General features: G+C 37.8%; 15 protein-coding genes, 1 tRNA gene and 2 pseudogenes. 10 read left to right on the top strand and 8 right to left on the bottom strand.

Features of this window, described 5'->3' with window-relative positions:
- Window positions 1-5 precede the first annotated feature (5 nt).
- Together C3V44_RS03470 and C3V44_RS03465 are read left to right on the top strand one after the other, a co-directional pair.
- Window positions 6-1,085: an isochorismate synthase gene (locus C3V44_RS03470; protein WP_106095540.1), complete on the top strand. Its 1,080-nt coding sequence runs from the start codon at window positions 6-8 to the stop codon at window positions 1,083-1,085.
- A 284-nt stretch (window positions 1,086-1,369) separates the two neighbouring features.
- Window positions 1,370-2,095: a DUF4369 domain-containing protein gene (locus C3V44_RS03465; protein ID WP_106095539.1), complete on the top strand. Its 726-nt coding sequence runs from the start codon at window positions 1,370-1,372 to the stop codon at window positions 2,093-2,095.
- A 23-nt stretch (window positions 2,096-2,118) separates the two neighbouring features.
- Here the strand turns inward: C3V44_RS03465 and C3V44_RS03460 are convergent, their stop codons facing one another.
- Complete coding sequence (locus C3V44_RS03460) at window positions 2,119-3,075, bottom strand: acyltransferase family protein (RefSeq protein WP_106095538.1); 957 nt, start codon at window positions 3,073-3,075, stop codon at window positions 2,119-2,121.
- Window positions 3,076-3,750: 675 nt separating this feature from the next.
- On the opposite strand from C3V44_RS03460, the gene rho reads away from it, so the two are divergent.
- The 7 genes and pseudogenes from rho (at window position 3,751) to prmC (ending at window position 10,847) form a co-directional block, all read left to right on the top strand.
- Window positions 3,751-5,400, top strand: a complete 1,650-nt coding sequence (gene rho, locus C3V44_RS03455; protein WP_106095537.1) for a transcription termination factor Rho — start codon at window positions 3,751-3,753, stop codon at window positions 5,398-5,400.
- A 157-nt stretch (window positions 5,401-5,557) separates the two neighbouring features.
- Window positions 5,558-5,645: transfer RNA gene (locus C3V44_RS03450), tRNA-Ser, on the top strand.
- A gap of 253 nt (window positions 5,646-5,898) precedes the next feature.
- A complete protein-coding gene (lipA, locus tag C3V44_RS03445) occupies window positions 5,899-6,798 on the top strand; it encodes a lipoyl synthase (protein WP_002671622.1) in 900 nt (299 codons plus the stop codon).
- A 3-nt stretch (window positions 6,799-6,801) separates the two neighbouring features.
- Window positions 6,802-8,043 carry an ABC transporter permease gene (locus C3V44_RS03440; protein WP_106095536.1) on the top strand — a complete coding sequence of 414 codons (1,242 nt, stop codon included), beginning with the start codon at window positions 6,802-6,804 and terminating at the stop codon, window positions 8,041-8,043.
- A 3-nt stretch (window positions 8,044-8,046) separates the two neighbouring features.
- Window positions 8,047-8,985 carry a 1-aminocyclopropane-1-carboxylate deaminase/D-cysteine desulfhydrase gene (locus C3V44_RS03435; RefSeq protein ID WP_106095535.1) on the top strand — a complete coding sequence of 313 codons (939 nt, stop codon included), beginning with the start codon at window positions 8,047-8,049 and terminating at the stop codon, window positions 8,983-8,985.
- Entirely contained in the window at window positions 8,969-10,003 is a 1,035-nt protein-coding gene (locus tag C3V44_RS03430; protein WP_106095534.1) for a glucosaminidase domain-containing protein, read from the top strand. The genes C3V44_RS03435 and C3V44_RS03430 overlap by 17 nt, the downstream gene beginning before the upstream one ends.
- Window positions 10,003-10,847, top strand: a pseudogene (prmC, locus tag C3V44_RS03425) (peptide chain release factor N(5)-glutamine methyltransferase). Before C3V44_RS03430 ends, prmC begins: the two are co-directional and overlap by 1 nt.
- A 101-nt stretch (window positions 10,848-10,948) precedes the next feature.
- Here the strand turns inward: prmC and C3V44_RS03420 are convergent.
- From C3V44_RS03420 to ffh, 5 genes are read right to left on the bottom strand one after another with little or no spacing between them, the layout of a single operon-like run.
- Entirely contained in the window at window positions 10,949-12,037 is a 1,089-nt protein-coding gene (locus tag C3V44_RS03420; protein ID WP_106095533.1) for a CapA family protein, read from the bottom strand.
- Window positions 12,038-13,177, bottom strand: coding sequence for an AAA family ATPase (locus C3V44_RS03415; RefSeq protein ID WP_002675730.1), 1,140 nt, complete (start codon window positions 13,175-13,177; stop codon window positions 12,038-12,040).
- Window positions 13,174-14,049 carry a bifunctional methylenetetrahydrofolate dehydrogenase/methenyltetrahydrofolate cyclohydrolase FolD gene (folD, locus tag C3V44_RS03410; protein WP_106095532.1) on the bottom strand — a complete coding sequence of 292 codons (876 nt, stop codon included), beginning with the start codon at window positions 14,047-14,049 and terminating at the stop codon, window positions 13,174-13,176. Before folD ends, C3V44_RS03415 begins: the two co-directional genes overlap by 4 nt.
- Before the next feature lie 21 nt (window positions 14,050-14,070).
- Window positions 14,071-14,526, bottom strand: a complete 456-nt coding sequence (locus tag C3V44_RS03405; RefSeq protein ID WP_106095531.1) for a DUF2750 domain-containing protein — start codon at window positions 14,524-14,526, stop codon at window positions 14,071-14,073.
- A gap of 22 nt (window positions 14,527-14,548) precedes the next feature.
- A complete protein-coding gene (gene ffh / locus C3V44_RS03400; protein WP_106095530.1) occupies window positions 14,549-15,877 on the bottom strand; it encodes a signal recognition particle protein in 1,329 nt (442 codons plus the stop codon).
- A gap of 632 nt (window positions 15,878-16,509) precedes the next feature.
- On the opposite strand from ffh, the pseudogene C3V44_RS12560 reads away from it, so the two are divergent.
- Window positions 16,510-18,224 (top strand): annotated as a pseudogene (locus tag C3V44_RS12560) (murein L,D-transpeptidase).
- 43 nt (window positions 18,225-18,267) lie between these two features.
- On the opposite strand, the gene dapA reads toward C3V44_RS12560, so the two are convergent.
- Together dapA and C3V44_RS03385 are read right to left on the bottom strand one after the other, a co-directional pair.
- Window positions 18,268-19,140 carry a 4-hydroxy-tetrahydrodipicolinate synthase gene (gene dapA, locus C3V44_RS03390; protein WP_106095529.1) on the bottom strand — a complete coding sequence of 291 codons (873 nt, stop codon included), beginning with the start codon at window positions 19,138-19,140 and terminating at the stop codon, window positions 18,268-18,270.
- A gap of 7 nt (window positions 19,141-19,147) precedes the next feature.
- Window positions 19,148-19,696 (bottom strand): hypothetical protein, encoded by a 549-nt coding sequence (locus tag C3V44_RS03385; protein WP_002671644.1) that lies wholly within the window; start codon window positions 19,694-19,696, stop codon window positions 19,148-19,150.
- Window positions 19,697-19,706: the final 10 nt, after the last annotated feature.

Raw genomic sequence — 19,706 nt, 5'->3', positions numbered from 1 at the left:
TTTATATGAAGATTAAAACCGAAGATTATATTTCATTTGAAGAACTTTTAAAACAAGTACAGCACAAATATGCTGAACACTTACCTTTTGTGTGCTACAAGCCCCCTTATCACACTTCAGTAATATTGTTGCAACAAGAAGATGATACACTTCATTTTTTTAACACTGATAAAGAAGAACAAGAGGGATTTGTTTTCGCTCCTTTCGATGCTAACGAACCTGCTGTTATCATCACTCCTAACAAAGTTACCGTAAGCCATTTGCCTACACAATCGATTGTAGAAAATACTAATATTGATATTTTAGAAGATACCGAAGCCGAAAAACAAAAGCACATAGATTTAGTAACCAAAGCTATTGATGAGATACACGGAGGTCATTTTGAGAAAGTGGTTCTTTCGCGCAAGATAACTATCAAAGAAGTCGTAAATCCGTTTAAGAGCTTTGCCAATATGGTAACACGATACCCTTCGGCATTTTGCTATTTGTTTTATCACCCTAAAGTAGGGACTTGGATGGCTGCTACGCCCGAAACGCTCTTCCGCAGTAATGGCGAAGATTTTTGCACAATGGCATTGGCAGGTACACAACCTTTTAAAGAAGGTGAGATACATTGGCATACTAAGGAAAAAGAAGAACAGCAAATAGTTACTGATACCATCGTGCAGCAGTTACAAGAGTATGTTAATGAACTTGAGGTTTCAGCAGTTAAAACTGTGCAAGCAGGTAGTCTGATGCATTTATGTACTAAAATAAAAGGGAAGATAGCTCCTGATAAAGTATATGAGTTAATAAAACGTCTGCACCCTACACCAGCCGTCTGTGGTTATCCTACTGAGGAAGCTCGCACTTTTATTATAGAAAACGAACTTTATAAAAGGCAATATTACACAGGCTATTGTGGCTGGGTGTCCAACAATAGCCAAGCATTCTATGTGAATTTGCGTTGTATGCAGATAGAACGAGAGCAAACTTACCTATATGTGGGAGGAGGAATTACTAAAGACTCTGTGCCCGAAAAAGAATATGAGGAAACACAGAACAAAACACAAACAATGAAATCGGTAATTTCTGTTGAAAAATAGGAAAAAAGTGTTTTGAGTAAAATTCTGCGGAATACGACCTTCCCCAAGCTATGGGAGACAAAATTCTGCGGAACACGACCTTCCCCAAGCTGTGGGAGACAAAATTCTACAGAACACGACCTTCCCCAAACTGCGGGAGATAATTTTCTATAGAAAATGAATTGAAAACAAAGTGTGACGAGCAATTATCAGTTGATAGCAAGCAGAAACGAAATGTAACGAAGAATTATCAATTGATGAAGGGTAGAAACACAAATGTAATAATGATTAATAACTAAATTATAATGAAAAGAATAGTAATGGCAATGTCCGCACTATTGATGATAGCTTGCAACAAGGAAGACAAAAACACAATGATTGTGGAAGGAAATATCGACGGATTGAAAGTAGGTACTATCTACCTACAACAATTCGTAAACGATAAGCTCACCAATATCGATTCGGTAGTAGCCAATGGCAATGGTAAGTTTACCTTCAAGCGACATTTAGAGAGTCCTGAAGTGTTTTTTATTTACCTCGATTTAAAAAAACAAGCAGGTACTGACCTCGGTGACCGCCTAATGTTCTTTGGTGAACCTAAGCTGATTACTATCAACAGTTCTTATGATATGTTTGAAGTGAAAGCCAATATCAGTGGTTCACAATCGCAAAAGGATTATGGAGAGTATGCCCACACTATGCGACAGTTCGGAATGCGCAATGCTGAACTCCTTGAACAGCAAGTGAATGCTTTTAAGGCGGGTAATACTACCTTAGCCGACTCGCTGAATGCAGCATCGGAGAAAAATAACTTCCGTCGTCACCTCTTTGTGCTGAACTATGCCCTCACGCACCCCGATTCGTATATCACCCCTTATGTGGTATTGGTTGATGCCCCCAATACTCGCGTAAAATACTTAGATTCTATTTATGGAAAACTCAATAAAGAGGTTGCCAATTCTAAATACGGCAAAGAGTTCAAAAACTATATAGAAGAAGCTCGCAAGGCAGAAAAAGAAATGGAGAAGTGAAAAGTTAAGAGTTTTTCACCTATCTAAAATCTGCCGTAGAGTATTCTTCTTAGCCATTTTATGCGCTGTACCAATCGTTGTATTATATCGCAAGCGATGATGGCTAAAACGGTAAATATAGCTACGTTCAAATAGAAATTATCGCTTATATATTCTTTGATGTAAACTACTAAGAAGCGCATATAATAGTGGGTGACGTATATTTCTAAAGAAATGCCTCCTAAAAACTTCAAACATTGTGTTGCCTTATTTTCTGAACGGCAGAACCATTCCCATAAAACATAAGAAGCAGCGATACCCGTAAGTGCTAAAGCGTATAAACGGAGAGAGTGAAGTATGTAATGAGCTTTATCGACAGGGAAGAGCAATAGGAGCGGAAAGGCAATAAAGCTCACCCAACCCATAGGGCGCAGAACTTTCAGTGCTTGAGGTTTGTACTTGTGTGTGGCGTAACCCAATGAAAAATAGATGAAATACCAACACAATTCGGGCAATCCATAAAAGATAGGTTGTGCTCCTGTAACTCGGTGCAAGAAGATGAGAATGCTCCAGAGACCTATCATCACCCATATTTCACGATGTTTATTAATCTTCAAAGCCAGATAGAGCAAGGCACACTCCCAAAATAGCAACCACAAGAACCACATTCCTTGTGTGGGTTTATAAATGAGCACGCAAAGATGTTCCCATACTTTTTCTATATCGAGGATATAACCGTGATAGGTGGCAGAAATTAAAAACCAAACGAAGAAAGGAATCACCAACACCTGAAAGCGTTTGCTGAGGTTCAGTTCGCCACGAATATTGAAGTTCACATAACCTGAAAGGAACATAAAAAGAGGCATATGGAAAGCGTAAATGGTTACATACAAGGGGTTGGTGCGGTCATCGCCCGAAAACCATTGCGAAGCATGCCCTATCACTACCAAGATGATAGCAAAACCTTTGAGCACATCGATAAGAGGGTTACGTTCTTTCATAGTTACTTCTTTATGAGGCAAAAATACATTCTTTTTTTGATACTACAAAATAATTGATTCATACCAGAAATGCCAATAATGCCAATAAAGCTAGAAATACCTGAGGCAATAAAAAAACTTTAACAAAGTGTGTACTACAAAAGTGGCATATTGGGGCTTTTCGGAAGGAAACGAAGGGTATCGTAGCAGGTGTGAAAGTGCTTTTAAGATGGGATTAGCTTATAGAAAGCTTATAGGAAGCTTATACGAATGTTGGAAGATTGGTATAGAAAAGGTATTTAAGTAGTTGGGAATGAATGATTAAGAGTGTGTGGTAGAAAATGTTAAAACGAAAGAAAAAGGAAGGAATGACGAATGACGGGTGACGAATGACAAAGGTAATGTAGTGATGGGAACTTGTACAGAGCAAGAAAAGTATTAGATTTTGAAAAACTAAAAGGTTTATTCTATCAGAAGCTAATAAAAAAAATTGCACTTGATAAAGGAATTGGCGGGACAATAAAAAAAAGAAAATAATTTGCTAATTGCTAAATGTTTTATATCTTTGCACCCGATTTCAGTACCTCTGATTAAAAAATACTTTCAATAATATCCCATCTTAACTATATAAAAAGAGGAATTTCACTTATCTTGACTACTGAAAAAAATCACTTACTTTAATAATAACTATTTAAAATGCTTAACATTGTAGAGTTAAAATCTAAAAAGCTAACTGAGTTACAGGAAATAGCAAAACATTTGGATATACCTAAATTTCGGTATGTAAATAAGCCTGAACTCATAGACCTAATTCTAAAAAATCAAAAAAAAGAACTCCCCAACAAAAAAGAAGAAGTTCAAAAAGACAATTCTCCTATTATTACAACTGAGAACACAACTGAACCCAAAAAAAACAGTCGTAAAAAGAAAATAGAAATACCTCAAAAAGTAGGCAGTTCTAAACAAGAAAAGACTTCAAAAACACCAACCGTTAAAAAGGTTTCTTCGGCAGATGAATCTAAAACGTATCAGAAGAAAAACACTACTTCTGTGGTTTCTAACAATCATCAGAATAATGCTACTCCAACAAAAAACTACAGTTCTCCTGTACAAAATGGCAATGGCAATAATGGTAATTACAATCAAAATGTGAACAATGGCAATACTATTGTTAATAATGAGAATTTTGATAAAGAAAAGAAAAACCGTTATCGCGCCCCCGATTTTGAATTTGACAGCGTGGTAGACTGTGAAGGGGTTTTAGAAATCACTTCTGACGGTTATGGTTTCTTGCGTTCTTCGGACTATAACTATTTGGCTTCACCTGATGATATTTACGTATCTTCTTCACAAATCCGACTTTTTGGCTTGCAAACAGGAGATACTGTATATGGAGAAGTGCGTCCGCCCAAAGATGGCGAAAAGTATTATCCGCTACTAAAAGTTATAAAGATAAACGGACTTGACCCCCAAGTGGTGCGCGACCGAGTACTATTTGAGCACCTTACGCCTCTTTTTCCTGATGTAAAATTTGAGTTGGCAGGCAAAGGCTCTACTGTTTCTACTCGCTTGATAGATCTTTTTGCTCCTATTGGGAAAGGGCAACGCGGTATGATAGTGGCACAACCTAAGACGGGTAAAACAATGCTTTTAAAAGATATTGCGAATGCCATTAGCAAAAATCACCCCGAAGTGTACCTAATGGTACTCTTGATTGATGAGCGCCCTGAGGAGGTAACTGATATGCAACGCAGTGTGCGAGGAGAGATTATCTCTTCGACTTTTGATAAGGAAGCTGCCGAACACGTGAAAATAGCTAATATAGTACTTGAAAAAGCAAAACGATTGGTAGAATGTGGTCACGATGTGGTTATATTGTTAGACTCTATCACTCGTTTGGCTCGCGCTTATAACACAGTGCAACCAGCTTCGGGGAAAGTGCTTACTGGTGGGGTAGATGCTAACGCTTTACACAAACCTAAACGCTTTTTCGGAGCAGCTCGTAATATTGAAAACGGAGGCTCTCTTTCTATCATCGCTACGGCTCTTACCGAGACAGGTTCAAAGATGGACGAGGTAATTTTTGAGGAATTTAAAGGAACGGGTAATATGGAGTTACAATTGGATAGACGTATCTCGAACCGTCGTATTTTCCCAGCTATTGACCTAATAGCTTCGTCTACTCGTAGAGATGACTTGTTGCTTGATGAAAACACGCTTAATCGCACTTGGGTATTGCGCAAGTATTTGGCAGAAATGAACCCGATAGAGGCGATGGAATTTATGGAAAAGCAAATTAAGCTAACGCGCAATAACGAAGAGTTTTTGGCAACGATGAACAATTAGTTTTTTACAAAGGCAATATAGTTCATATCTGTAAAACAATAAATTATAAATAGAAGAGAAAAAATATCTAATTTTTTGCTTTTAAAATTTGCAGATAATAAAAATAGTTGTACCTTTGCACCCGCATAATTGAGAAAACAATTGTGATTGTGCACTTGGAGAGATGGCAGAGCGGTTAAATGCGGCGGTCTTGAAAACCGTTGAGGGTAACACCTCCGGGGGTTCGAATCCCTCTCTCTCCGCCAAAGTCAGAATGTTGATAAAATTATTTTTAAGGCTAAAATAGAACGTTTGTTTCTGTTTTAGCCTTTTCTCATATAAGAAAAAAATAGGCTTTTACCTTAGTAAAACTTGGGTTAGATATAAGAAGTAACTTTTTGTGCTTCACTTATAATCAGTACTTCCGATAGGGGATAGATATTTTTTCGGTCTAAAAACTTTTGTAATCATCAATTTTGTAGTATCTTTGTAAAAAATTATATAGAACATTAAAAAATAATGAATGCAGAAACACTTGCTGTAGATGAAATAGAAACCACTACCACTACTACCTTAAAGAGCAATAAACCAGAGTGGATACGGGTAAAATTACCCACTGGTAAAAAGTATACTGAACTGAGGAGTGTGGTGGACAGATATAACCTTCACACAATTTGTACTTCGGGCAGTTGCCCCAATATGGGAGAATGTTGGGGAGAAGGCACAGCTACTTTTATGATATTGGGGAATATCTGTACGCGCTCGTGTGGCTTTTGTGGCGTAAAAACAGGGCGACCTGAAAGTTTGGATTGGGAAGAACCTGAAAAGGTGGCACGTTCTATCAAACTGATGAACATTAGGCACGCAGTACTGACCTCGGTAGACCGAGATGATTTAAAGGATATGGGAAGCATTATATGGGCTGAGACGGTGAGAGCCGTGCGCCGAATGAACCCTAATACCACAATGGAGACCTTGATTCCTGATTTTCAGGGAGTAGAACGCAACTTAAACCGTATACTGAAAGCTGCACCTGAAATCATTTCGCACAATATGGAGACGGTACGCCGATTGACTCGTGAAGTGCGTATACAAGCTAAATACGACCGAAGTTTGGGTGTGTTGCGTTACTTAAAGGAAAATGGAGCGAACCGTACTAAATCGGGGATTATGTTAGGACTTGGAGAAACCGAGGAAGAGGTGATAGAAACCTTGCACGACCTTAAAGAGGCAAAAGTGGATATTGTAACTATCGGTCAGTATTTGCAACCTTCGAAACAGCACCTTCCTGTAAAGAATTTTGTCACTCCTGAGCAGTTTGCCAAGTACAAAGAAATAGGCTTATCATTAGGTTTTCGTCACGTGGAAAGTGGAGCGTTAGTACGTTCATCTTACCGCGCTCATAAGCATTTGTTATAAACCGTGTGGATTGTAATTCGTGAAAATATAAAAATAGCTCTTGACAGTATCAGAGGGCAACTATTGCGCACAATTCTCACCGTGCTCATCATCGCTATTGGCATTACGGCATTGGTAGGAATCCTGAGTGTGATTACTGCTTTGCGCAATACGCTTGAAGGTAATTTCTCGAGTATGGGAGCTAATACTTTTTCGATTACAAGGTATCAATACAGTCAGCGAGCTGAGGGGAGCGGTACCACCCAAAAGCCACACCCTTTAATTACCTATCAAGAAGCAGTAGCGTTTAAACAACAGTTAGATAATCCGTTTGCAAAAACGAGTATTTCTATGAATGTTGCCTCCTCAGCTGAGGTGAAGTACGAGAACAAAAAAACTGACCCATTAGCCGTAGTGATAGGCGTAGATGAATACTACATTGGCAATTCGGGGTTAGAAGTGGAAGAGGGACACAATTTTAGCGATTTCGATATACAGAACAATAGCTATGTGTGCGTGATAGGTCCGGATTTTAAGAAAACACTACTCAAAGATGTAAATCCACTAGGAAAGAGTATTTCGGTACGTGGTTATAAGTTCAAAGTCATAGGTATACTTAAAGAACAAAGTTCCTCCTTTGGGAATTACGAAAACTTTCAAGTGTTGATTCCTTTAGGAATTGCACGCAGTATTTTTCCCATAGATAATCCTAATTTTCAACTCAAAATAAGTGCTCAGAGCAAAGACCAGTTGGACGGACTTATAGATGATGCTACCATAGTGATGCGTAACCTGAGAGGCTTAGCACCTTTACAAGAAAATAATTTTGGGATAGAACGCAGTGACGACCTATTGCAACGCATAGGCAGTATTACGGGTACCCTTTCTGTTGCTGGTTTTGTGATTGGGCTTATTACCATCTTGGGGTCTTCAATCGCCCTATTGAACATTATGCTCGTTTCGGTAACCGAGCGCACTAAGGAGATAGGCATTCGCAAAGCGTTGGGAGCTAAACGCAAATCTATTACCTTACAGTTCTTTACCGAGACCCTAATAATAGCTCAATTGGGAGCACTTACGGGTATTGTGTTAGGTATCAGTTTAGGATATTTGATATCTAAAGCCGTTAAGTTTGATTTTACCATTCCGTGGGGTGTTATTATTATTGCTATATGTATAGCTCTTGTAGTAGCAGTAATATCAGGATTGTATCCGGCAGTAAAAGCCTCGAAATTAGATCCTGTAGAAGCGTTGAGATATGAATAAACTATGCAGCCTTTATTATTCAATAACTTACATATAGAAAACGAACCTGTGAATATCCCGTTGCCTGATGGGATTACTCTTACAATAAAGCGAGAGGACAAAAATCACCCTTTTGTATCAGGGAATAAGCTCAGAAAGCTCAAGTACAACATAGCACAAGCCCAACAGGAAGGCAAGGATACGATTCTCACTTTTGGAGGAGCTTATTCCAATCATATTGCTGCGACAGCAGCTGCGGGACAAATAGTAGGTTTGAAAACCATAGGTGTGATTCGTGGCGATGAGTTAGGTTCTAAAATAGATGTTAATCCTACGTTAAAGTTTGCTAAATCTTGTGGTATGGATTTTTATTTTGTTACAAGAGAGGCTTACCGACAAAAACATACGCCAGAGTTCTTGGAAAATCTTAGGAAACGCTATGGACAAAACATCTATATAGCCCCTGAAGGAGGTACTAACGAGCTGGCAGTGAAGGGTTGTGAAGAAATCCTTACTCCTGAGGACAACGCTTTTGATGTAATATGCAGTGCGGTAGGAACAGGTGGGACGATTTCAGGGCTCATCAATGCAAGTGCTAATCATCAGAAAGTCATTGGTTTTCCAGCTTTGAAAGGAGCGTTTTTAAGTGAGGTAATTAAACAATACACAACCAAAAACAATTGGGAATTAGTGCACGATTATCACTTTGGTGGTTATGCTAAAGTAACTGATGAATTAGTAGATTTTTTAAATGATTTTAACAGTCAGACGAAAATTTTATTAGACCCGATATATGTAGGTAAGATGATTTTTGCTATCTTTGCCCTCACAAAGCAAGGATATTTTGCACCCAATACCCGTATATTAGCCATTCATACTGGTGGTTTGCAAGGGATTAAAGGTTTTAACAACGAACGAATTAAAAAACATAAAAGTATATTGAATTATGATGAAAAGATTTAGTTTGCTATTGCTAATTCTCTTTATAATATCATCGTGCTCTGATCAGCCTTACAGGAAAGGGAGAAATTCTCATTCGGTAATCTATCGAGGACAAAAGCCGACACCGAGAGTGGAGATGAAAAAGCCTACACATTCGGAGATAGACCAAAGAAGTAAGGCTTTAGCTGATTCAAAACACAATCGTAGAGATGTCTCAGAAGACAGCTTTCACGAGATAACTCCTGCGGTACAAGTTACGACAGCCGTTACTCAAAAGTATATTCAGGATTATAAGGATATTGCAATGGTAGAGATGCAACGTTACAATATTCCTGCGAGTATTACTTTGGCACAAGGCATTTTAGAAAGTGGCTCGGGGCAAGGACGCTTGGCACGTTATGGCAATAACCACTTTGGAATTAAATGTCACGCTACTTGGGACGGCAAGACTATTACCCACGACGACGATGAGAAGAGCGAATGTTTTCGCAAATATAGATATGCATACGAATCGTTTGAAGACCATTCACAATTTCTTGTAAATCGCAATCGTTATAAAGTACTGTTTGACCTTAGTCCTACAGATTATGAAGGTTGGGCACACGGGCTCAAAAAAGCAGGCTATGCTACTGACCCTACTTATGCAAAGAAATTGATAGCTCTTATCAAAAAGTTTGAATTACATCAGTATGACAATCAAGTAATAGCAGCTAATGGAGGAGATATAACTTCTTCTAATACCCAAGTAGCAACTGTTTCAACTCCTAAAAAAGAAGTATCTAAACCAGCTACAGCTATTAAATCGGTGTCTAAACCCACTGTAACAAAAACAATCGTTAGACCTACTAATACTATTGATACCACGACCATTGAAAAAGAGGCTATTGCTGAAGTCTATTATCAAGTACAAACAGGTGATACTCTTTATAAAATAGCACGGGAGCAACAAGTACCTGTACAACAATTGATGAAGCTTAATAATTTTGATGATGTGACTAGTAGTAACCTAAAAGTAGGACAACAAATTCGTGTGAACTAATGACTTTTAGTGAGCTAAGAGAGTATATACATCATAAATTAGAAACACTTTATCCTAAGAGTGAAATAAATGCGTTTTACTTTATTCTTTTGAAGCATTATGGGAAGTACAGTAAAGCTACAATATTAGCAAATTCTGATACTTTACTTACTGAAGATATAGCACAACCTATTTTGCAAGCGATTAGAGAATTACAAACAGCTAAACCTATACAGTATATTTTGGGTGAAACTGAGTTCTTCTCTAATCGTTTTTTCGTAAATGAAAATGTATTGATACCTCGACCAGAAACAGAAGAGCTAGTGGATTGGGTACTTCAAGAATATCCTGACAAAAGCGAGAAAATCAAAATATTAGATGTAGGGACAGGCAGTGGCTGTATTGCTATTTCACTTGCTAAAGCTCTTCCTAATGCCGTAGTAACAGCTATAGATGTCTCGGAAGGAGCTTTGAAAGTAGCTAAGCGTAATGCTGAATTAAACAGTGTAGTTACTCATTTTTACAACAAGATATCTTGCGAATAGAAACTCTTTCTGATAAATATGATATCATTATCTCTAATCCGCCCTACGTACGTGAGTTAGAAAAGAAAGAGATACGCCATAATGTTTTAGAATATGAGCCTCATTTAGCACTCTTTGTCCGTGATAATAATCCGTTATTATTTTACGATAAAATAGCTATTCTTGCTCAGCAGACTCTAAACCCTAATGGGAGTCTTTTCTTTGAAATTAATCAGTATTTAGGGCAAGAAATGCAAACATTATTAGAACAAAAGCATTTTACTGAGATAACTTTACGTCAAGACCTTTTTGGAAATGATCGTATGATAAAAGCTAAGTAGCTATAAAAGTAATATAGAAGAAAAGGCTATCTAAATAATAATCATTAGAAAGCCTTTATTTATTTTCTAAAGCTGATATATAAAAGAAATGTTGTAATAAGCTATAGTTTCTCTTTAACTAAAATATTAGATTTGAATAACTTTCGGGAGTTGTTTATGAAGATATTCATACTATCCTTAACGCTTTCAGTAAGGTCTTTGTAGTGAGTAGTTTCGTATTCTTTGCAAGGTAGTATTTCAAAAAGATATTTCTTATTAGTTTTTGGAGTGCGATTTACCCAAACTAAATAATATCCTTTATCAAGGATACGAGTGCCATAAGCATCTTTGAAGAGAGTCAGCTCTACCATCGCACCTCCGTCTGTTGAGCTTTTGCGTTGGTTAGATACAAAATTACCCAGTGAATAAACTACCATCTGTTCCTTATGAAGTCCCGTTTGCGGATAGTAATACATAGGTTGTAAGACGTGTGGGTGACCTCCTATAATAATGTCTACTCCGTTGTCAAAAAGAAATTGTGCTACTTCTTCCTGTTTTTTGTTTTGCTTTTGCTGGTATTCTATCCCCCAGTGTATCACTACTATCAGTTTATCGAGATTTACTTTTTTAGCGTTCTCAATATCCTGCTTCATTAGGTTGAGATTTATTTTATTTACGATGGTAGGTTCAGGAACGGGTAAACCATTAGTGCCATAAGTATAGTTGAGTATTCCCACTGAAATCCCATTTTTGGAAAGCACCAATAAATTATGTTTCTCAAATTCTGCTTTGTTGCGAAAGGTTCCTGTATGAGCTATTTTCAGAGAGTCGAGTACGTCTAAAGTACGAATAATTCCCTTTTTGCCTCTATCGCAAGTGTGATTATTGGCAGTTACCAATACATCTATTCCGCTATCTCTACAAGCAACTGCTAAAGCATCGGGCGACGAAAACTGGGGGTAACCTGTATAAGGTTCCCCTGCCAAAGTTACTTCCAAATTAGCAATAGCAAAATCTACCTGCGTAAACTTATGCTTGATTTTGTCAAATACAGGCATATAATTGTATTGCTTTGTTTCAATATCGTAAGCTCCTTCTATTTGTGGCACGTGCCCCATTATATCCCCCATAAAAAGCAATGACATTCGGTTACCTGTTTCTTGGGCAAAAGTTATCGAGAAGAAGAGAAAAGTCAGAAATACACGTATCATTTATTTGAAACCTATTTTAGTTTGCTTGTCTTGTTCTTTGAGTTCCTTTATGTCTATATTGGTCAGTTCTGCTAATGAGTAAGGCTTATCTACTCTAAAATCTCTATCAGTAGATTGCAAATACTTATTGCACTTCTCAACAGTTAGCTCTTTAAACTTATACTCGGCTATCAATCTGCCTTTGCGCAATAATGCCGAGTCTATCTTAGAAATATCGGAGTTAAACGTGCATATCAGCTGGCATTCTAATACATCAGAAAGCATACCGTCAGCTATATTGAGGATAGACGACACTACATCGGTATTACTGTTGAAGGAGGTGCGTTCAGCTATATAGTTCTCACAATCTTCGAGTACCAATACAGAGTTCTTATTGCCTATGAGCAGACTAATAAAAGCAGGATCGGTAAGCGACCCTATCATTGTAGTAGGTACAAAGATAAATTTTTTATTCGGGATTTGACTTGTAAGCCATTTGATGTAGTTTGTCTTCCCCGAACCAGCAATCCCGTGAAATAGTACCACGCCCTTGTTGTCATTCGTTAGCGCATTTTTCACTCGAGTATGTACTTCGAAGAAATCATTGTTGTACATCGTTTCAAAATCTATGCGGTAAGGCTTGATGCTATGAGTTTTGATTTCTAATCCTATTTGCGTTTTTAGTAGTATAGAAACCTTAGATTCTTTAGAGATATACTTTTCTATATATTCTGAAAACAAGGTGTTGAGGTGTTCCTTAGCCTTTGGATTGTCGTTTTGGTAGTATACTGAGTTTACTTTGTATAATCCGTCTTCAAAAATCTGGTTATCGTACTCGTTGGAGAGATTTTTGTCTATTACCAAAAAGATTTCGAGCTCTGGGTGAAAATAGCATTCTTCCGATTCGTATAGCTCATTTTGTTTGGAGGCGTATTCTATGGTGTAATAGTCAGTACATTTCACAAAGTGTTTCAGTTTGTCTCGTTGGATAACCAAATCCTCTCCTCCTATATAAATTCTTGCCATCAAGTCGTCTAACAAACAACGGTACGGGTTGCTGAAAGTCAGAAGTTTGTATTTATCGTACACCTCTACGTGGTCGTCGGAGTCTATCTGCAAGAGGTTTACAGGGTGATAATATTTAGATTCTTTTATTTTCATCGATACCATTTATAAGCTAATAACGTATTTTTCAAGAGCATTGCTATGGTCATAGGACCTACGCCCCCTGGTACAGGAGTAATGTAGCTCGCTTTTTCTTTTACTTCATCGAAAGCTACATCGCCTACTATGCGATAACCTTTATGGGTGCTATCGTCTTTTAGACGTGTAATTCCTACGTCTATCACGGTTACGCCTTCTTTTACCATATCGCCTTTTAGAAATTCTGGAATACCTAATGCCATTACCACAATATCTGCCTGACGCGTAAGCTCAGCGAGGTTAGGGGTATGGCTGTGAGTAAGTGTAACGGTAGCGTTGCCTTGTGCTCCCTTTTGGCTGAGTAATATGCTGATGGGGCGACCTACGATGTGTGAGCGTCCTACTACTACCACGTGTTTGCCTTTGGTAGGCACTTCGTAGCGTTTCAGCAACTCCATAATACCGAAAGGTGTAGCAGGAATAAAAGCCTCCATATCCAGTGCCATTCTACCGAAGTTAGCAGGGTGAAAGCCGTCTACATCTTTTGTAGGGTCTATGGCTAAAAGTATTTTCTGCTCGTCGATGTGTTTAGGTAGTGGTAATTGTACTATATAGCCGTCAATTTCAGGATTAGCGTTTAACTTTTCAATTTCTCGCAGTAACGCCTCTTCACTGATGTTAGCAGGAAGTTTTACTAAAGTAGACTCAAAGCCTACTTGTTCGCAAGATTTCACCTTACTCCCCACGTAGGTAAGACTTGCCCCATCGTCGCCTACCAATACAGCAGCCAAATGTGGTACTTTCTTTCCCTCAGCTTTTAGTTGCTTTACTTCCTCAGCAATTTCTTGTTTGAGGGCTTCTGAAGTCTTTTTTCCGTCTAAGATAGTCATTACTGATTGTGTTTTTAGTGGTTAAAGAGCTTCTTCATCGGTGATGTCAAGCTCTATTTGGTTCAAAAGTTGTTTTACTTGGGCTAATGATTCGAACGAGTCACTAAAAGTAACCGCTGTTTTTGTTCTGTCAATTTCTTTTATCAATGCTTTTATCAAATCAACAGGTACGAGTTCTTCTCCTCCTGATAAATCAGCGTTGAACCCAATACCCACTGCCATTGTTTCTACTTGCATTCCAAAGCATATCTCAATAAACTCTTCTAAGGTAGCCGATTTTACAATTCCCTTAGCCCATTCATTGGCTTTACAAGCTACAGCTTTCTCTTCGTCTTCCCAAAAGAGGGCTACAGGAATAGCTTCTTTGGTTTCCTCAATGTAGAAGGCTTGCGAACCACACATAGCAAACGATTCGTTTACCTCTAAGTAAAACACTTCTTTATTTTTTACTACGGTCTCTATGAATTTCTTTAGCATAGTTATATTTTTAACATTTCACTTACTTCATTCCCTGCATCATCTGCATCATCTTTCTGCCCCCGCCACCTTGCATCATTTTCATCATCTTACTCATTTGCTCAAACTGTTTCATTAGTTGGTTTACCTCTTGAATATCGCGACCGCTACCTTTGGCAATTCGTTTTTTGCGGTTTAAATCTATGATAGCAGGCGTATTGCGCTCTTTTGGAGTCATCGAATGGATAATTGCTTCGATATGCTTGAAAGCGTCATCTTTGATATCGAGGTCTTTCACTGCTTTGCCTACACCAGGTAGCATACCAAGGAGGTCTTTCATACTACCCATACGCTTAATTTGCTGTATTTGTTCAAGAAAGTCGTCAAACCCAAATTGGTTTTTTGCAATTTTCTTTTGCAATTTGCGCGCTTGCTCTTCATCAAACTGTTCTTGAGCGCGTTCTACTAATGATACCACGTCGCCCATACCGAGAATACGGTCAGCCATACGGTCGGGATAAAACACATCAATAGCGTCCATTTTCTCGCCGGTACCTACGAATTTGATAGGTTTATTCACTACCGATTTAATAGTGATAGCCGCCCCACCGCGGGTGTCCCCGTCGAGTTTGGTAAGGACAACCCCATCGAAGTTTAGCACATCGTTGAAGGATTTAGCCGTGTTTACAGCATCTTGCCCCGTCATCGCATCTACTACAAAAAGGGTTTCTTGTGGGTTCAGTGCTTTGTGGATATTCGATATTTCGGTCATCATTTGCTCGTCTACTGCCAACCGACCTGCGGTATCCACAATCACCACGTTCAAGTGGTTTTCTTTGGCGTATTGCACCCCTTTTTTGGCAATATCCACAGGGTTATTGTTCCCTTTATCCGAAAAAACAGGTACCCCCACCTGTTCTCCTACAATATGTAATTGGTCTATCGCAGCAGGACGATACACGTCGCACGCTACGAGCAATGGTTTTTTATTTCTTTTATTTTTGAGGTAGTTAGCCAATTTTCCTGAGAAAGTAGTCTTACCAGAACCTTGTAACCCCGACATCAATATAACAGTAGGATTCCCCGATAGGTTCACCCCAGCAGCATCTCCTCCCATTAGCTGGGTGAGCTCATCTTTTACAATCTTCACCATTAACTGCCCTGGTTGTAGGGTAGTGAGCACTTGTTGTCCTAAGGCTTTTTCTTTTACGTTATTGGTAAAATCTTTGGCTATCTTATAATTCACGTCGGCATCAAGCAAAGCGCGACGCACTTCTTTCAGTGTTTCAGCTACGTTTATTTCGGTAATCTTACCGTGTCCCTTTAAGTTATGTAGGGCTTTCTCTAATTTATCACTTAAATTATCAAACATTTTTGTCTATTTTAAAAAGTTGTGCAAAGGTACTGAAAAAAAGTGGAAACTAAAAACTAAACAGCTAAAAAAGTGTATTGATACGGTTAATAAGGTGTTTTTCTATAATATAACTCCTTATTTTATAGAAGTTTAAAAGGCTGTTCTATAATAATCGTACAAGATTCCGTATAAGATTTCTATAAGTTAAGCATATTTTACCTCCGAGTTTTTTAGAGTTCCTCCATATTTCTCCAATATCTCACCTTACCTTTTCTTTCGCCTCGTAACCCCGTTTTTAGCATTTTTTTGCGTTGGTGTATCATATTATTAATCAATCACTTATATACCCTTTCTATACCAATCGTCCAAGATTCGTATAAGCTTCCTATAAGCTTCCTATAAGCTAAGCATACCTTCCTAATAGCCTTTTCTCTTCAAAATTACCCTCAGTGTACTTCTGGTATTTTTCGTTTACTTCCGAAAGTTCTACCTCATTCCGACCAATCAAATAACTATTTAAATCTCTCCCCATCATTTGCTAATTCCCAAATTTGCTAATCTGCTAATTTTCACATTTACTAATTTCCTAATTTTCACATTTGCTAATTCCCTAATTATCCTTATCTTTGCACCCAAAATATGTTTTTAATATGATTCATATTGATTTAAAGATAAAAATTGCAGTTTTAATAGCTATTTTTATCACCTTACAAAGCTGTAGAAAAACTACTCCCACTACTTCTCACCCCAATTCTTCATTAAATGAGGCTGGTAAAGAGGTTTATACTGAGGCTCTTACTATTGCAGTAGATACCTCTGTAACTTCATTCGAAAATCTTACAGTTCTTGATGCTACTTATAAAAAAGGAATACAGTCCGAAACCCATAGTTATTATACAGAAAATGGAGGAAAAACTCGTTGGCTCTTCGAAGATATCCCTTCTCGCATCTTTTCGCAATATATAGATGCTTTAAAATGTATTGAAGAAGATGGTCTAAACCCCGAAACTTATAGGCGTTCTGCTTTGAAAAAAGTGGTAGATAGTGCCTATAAATATAAACTCCCTAATGATTATAAGGCTTATTTAGATAAACAAATTACCGCCTCTTTTTTGCTTTTTGCCAAGCACCTTACTTCTGGTCGCTTTTCTAAAAGAGCCTATGGAAAACACACGTGGATAAAGCCAAAGTATAAATATCGGAATATTGATATGCTTTTACATTTGGGAGATAACGATGATTTAGAAGCAAAATTAGCAAGTCTTTATCCCAAAGGAGAACAGTATAGACGAATGAAATATAAGTATATACAACTCAAAAATCAGCCTCTTGACACTATTCGTATCATTAAGTTTTCAGACCCTAAAAACTTTGTTTACGGGTATACCGATCCTGAGGTTGAGAGCTTGCGCAATGCCTTAGCTAAAAAAGGCTTTGGGTCAGTTCCCAAAATCGACCCTCAGGAAGTAGATAGTACCCTTATATGGGCATTGAAAAGATTTCAGCGCAGTAATGGGCTTACTCCCGATGGTTCCTTAGGTATCCAAACACTCAATCGTCTGAATATGAATAAAGCACGCCAGCGCGATTTACTTAGGCTCAATATGGAGCGTATGCGTGTTTTCAATAATGATTTAGGTGATGATTATATAATTGTGAATATCCCTGATTATAGACTTTTTTATATCATAAGGACTCATTAATATATCAAACCAAAGTAGTGGTGGGGCGAGCTCAAAGCTCAACTCCCATTTTCACCGATTCTATTCGTTCAATAGAATTTCGCCCTACGTGGTCTGTGCCTCAGAGTATTATCAGAAAGGAAATGATTCCTCAAATGCTATTGCAAGAAGACCCCGAAAGATACAAAAATAGAGGTTATACTATGTATGAAAATGGCAAGGTGATAGACCCCTTAGAAGTAGATTGGACGAATCCATTAGTGCATAAACGTGCTTTTTATTTTGTAGAAGCTCCCTCCGAGCGCAACTCATTGGGCTTAGTGAAGTTCCTGCTCAATAATAATATGAGTATATATTTGCACGATACACCATCGAAGTATTTGTTCGAACGTGAGCAACGTGCACTTAGTCACGGCTGTGTACGCGTGCAAAATCCTTCGCAATTAGCCTATTATCTACTGAAGAATGAAGGTGATGGAAAGTCTTGGACAGAAGAGAAGGTTAAAGACTTTATGAACAATAATAAGCGCAATCAGTATCGTGTAAAACTCAATACAAAATATATGATTAATATTCTGTACTACACTATATCGGTAGATAAGAAAGGCGAAGCAACTATAAAGAATGATATCTACGATCTTGATAATGAACAGTTGAAAGACATAAAGCGGTTTGAAAGCTAATTTTCAAACCGCTTTTTTTATTTGTCACTTATTTTAATGCCCTTTATTTTAAAGCTTTTCTTATTTCTTCTTTTAAACTATCCGAAGCCTCTACCAAAGGCAAACGTACATAGGGCTCACATAAGCCTTGAGTAGCCAAAATAGCTTTAATTCCTGTGGGGTTCCCTTCTTTAAAGGCTAAAGCCATCATAGGTAACAATTCGTATTGCAAAGCATTGGCTTTAGAAGTATTACCATTTAACCCTAACCGTACCATCTCAGAAAATTCCTTAGGGAAAGCAATCCCAATCACCGAAATTGCTCCACTACCACCCATATATACTGAAGGAAGGGTCGTAGTATCATCTCCTGATAAGAAAGTGAAATGTTTAGGCATATCTTTTAAGATATTCATATCTAACACTAAATTACCCGAAGCTTCTTTTACAGCTATAATATTCTTAAAGTCATTAGCCAATCGCAATATGGTTTCAGCGGTCATACATACCCCTGTGCGTCCAGGTACATTATATAAAATAATAGGTAAAGGACTCTCTTTGGCTATTGCTGCAAAGTGTGCATATAAACCATTTTGCGAAGGTTTATTGTAATAAGGCGTTACAGATAGAATCGCATCAAAAGGGGTTAAATCCGTACTCTTGATTTCCTCAATAACACTTTGGGTATTATTGCCCCCAATACCTAATACTAAGGGTAAATGCTTTTTATTAGCCTTGATAATAGTCTCTCGCACAAGAGCCTTTTCTTCCTTACTGAGAGTAGGAGCTTCGCTGGTAGTTCCCAAAACTACAATGAAATCTACTCCACCATCAGTTACATATTCTACTATACGGGTAAGAGCCTTAGTATCCACCCGCTTCTCAGCTGTGAAAGGTGTGATAAGAGCCACACCAGTTCCTCTTAGTTGTTTTGTCATAATTTTTTTATTTGCGAATAATGGTTTCTAATATTTTTTTTAATTCATTAGCAAAAACCTTTTCATCAGCAGGAGAACAAGCTATCACAATATCGTTGTACTGTAGCCCTATTCCTTCAAAACCAGCTCTTAATTTAGCCTTGATAGACGAAGATAATAGCAACAATGGCAATTTAGGCTCGCTAAAATAATTAATGAGCAAGTCATATTCTTGTTCAGCTAATCTATCGGCGTGGTAATTCCTAATCTTTCCTTGCCAATTAATTTCCTTATCAATCAGAAAAGGAGTTCCATTAGCGTGAGTTTCTTCTGATTCACGCTTATATCCTAAGACAATATAGTTCTCAGGGCGAATGGAATAGTATTTTATAAGCTCCAATAAGGGGTCTACATTCTTCACTACATCCATATCCACAATACAACCAACTTTTGCTAAGTTGTTGTCTAACCTTTTGTTATAACTTTCTAAGGCTTTAAAATTCTTCCGAATTTTATTTTTTATGTTATAATTTTTTACGATGTCCAAAATATATTGTAATTTTGCGTGTGATTGCAAAGGTAAAAAT

The organism is Capnocytophaga sp. oral taxon 864 (assembly GCF_002998835.1).
Lineage (GTDB): Bacteria > Bacteroidota > Bacteroidia > Flavobacteriales > Flavobacteriaceae > Capnocytophaga > Capnocytophaga ochracea.
This window is presented reverse-complemented; position numbering and strand designations above follow the sequence as displayed.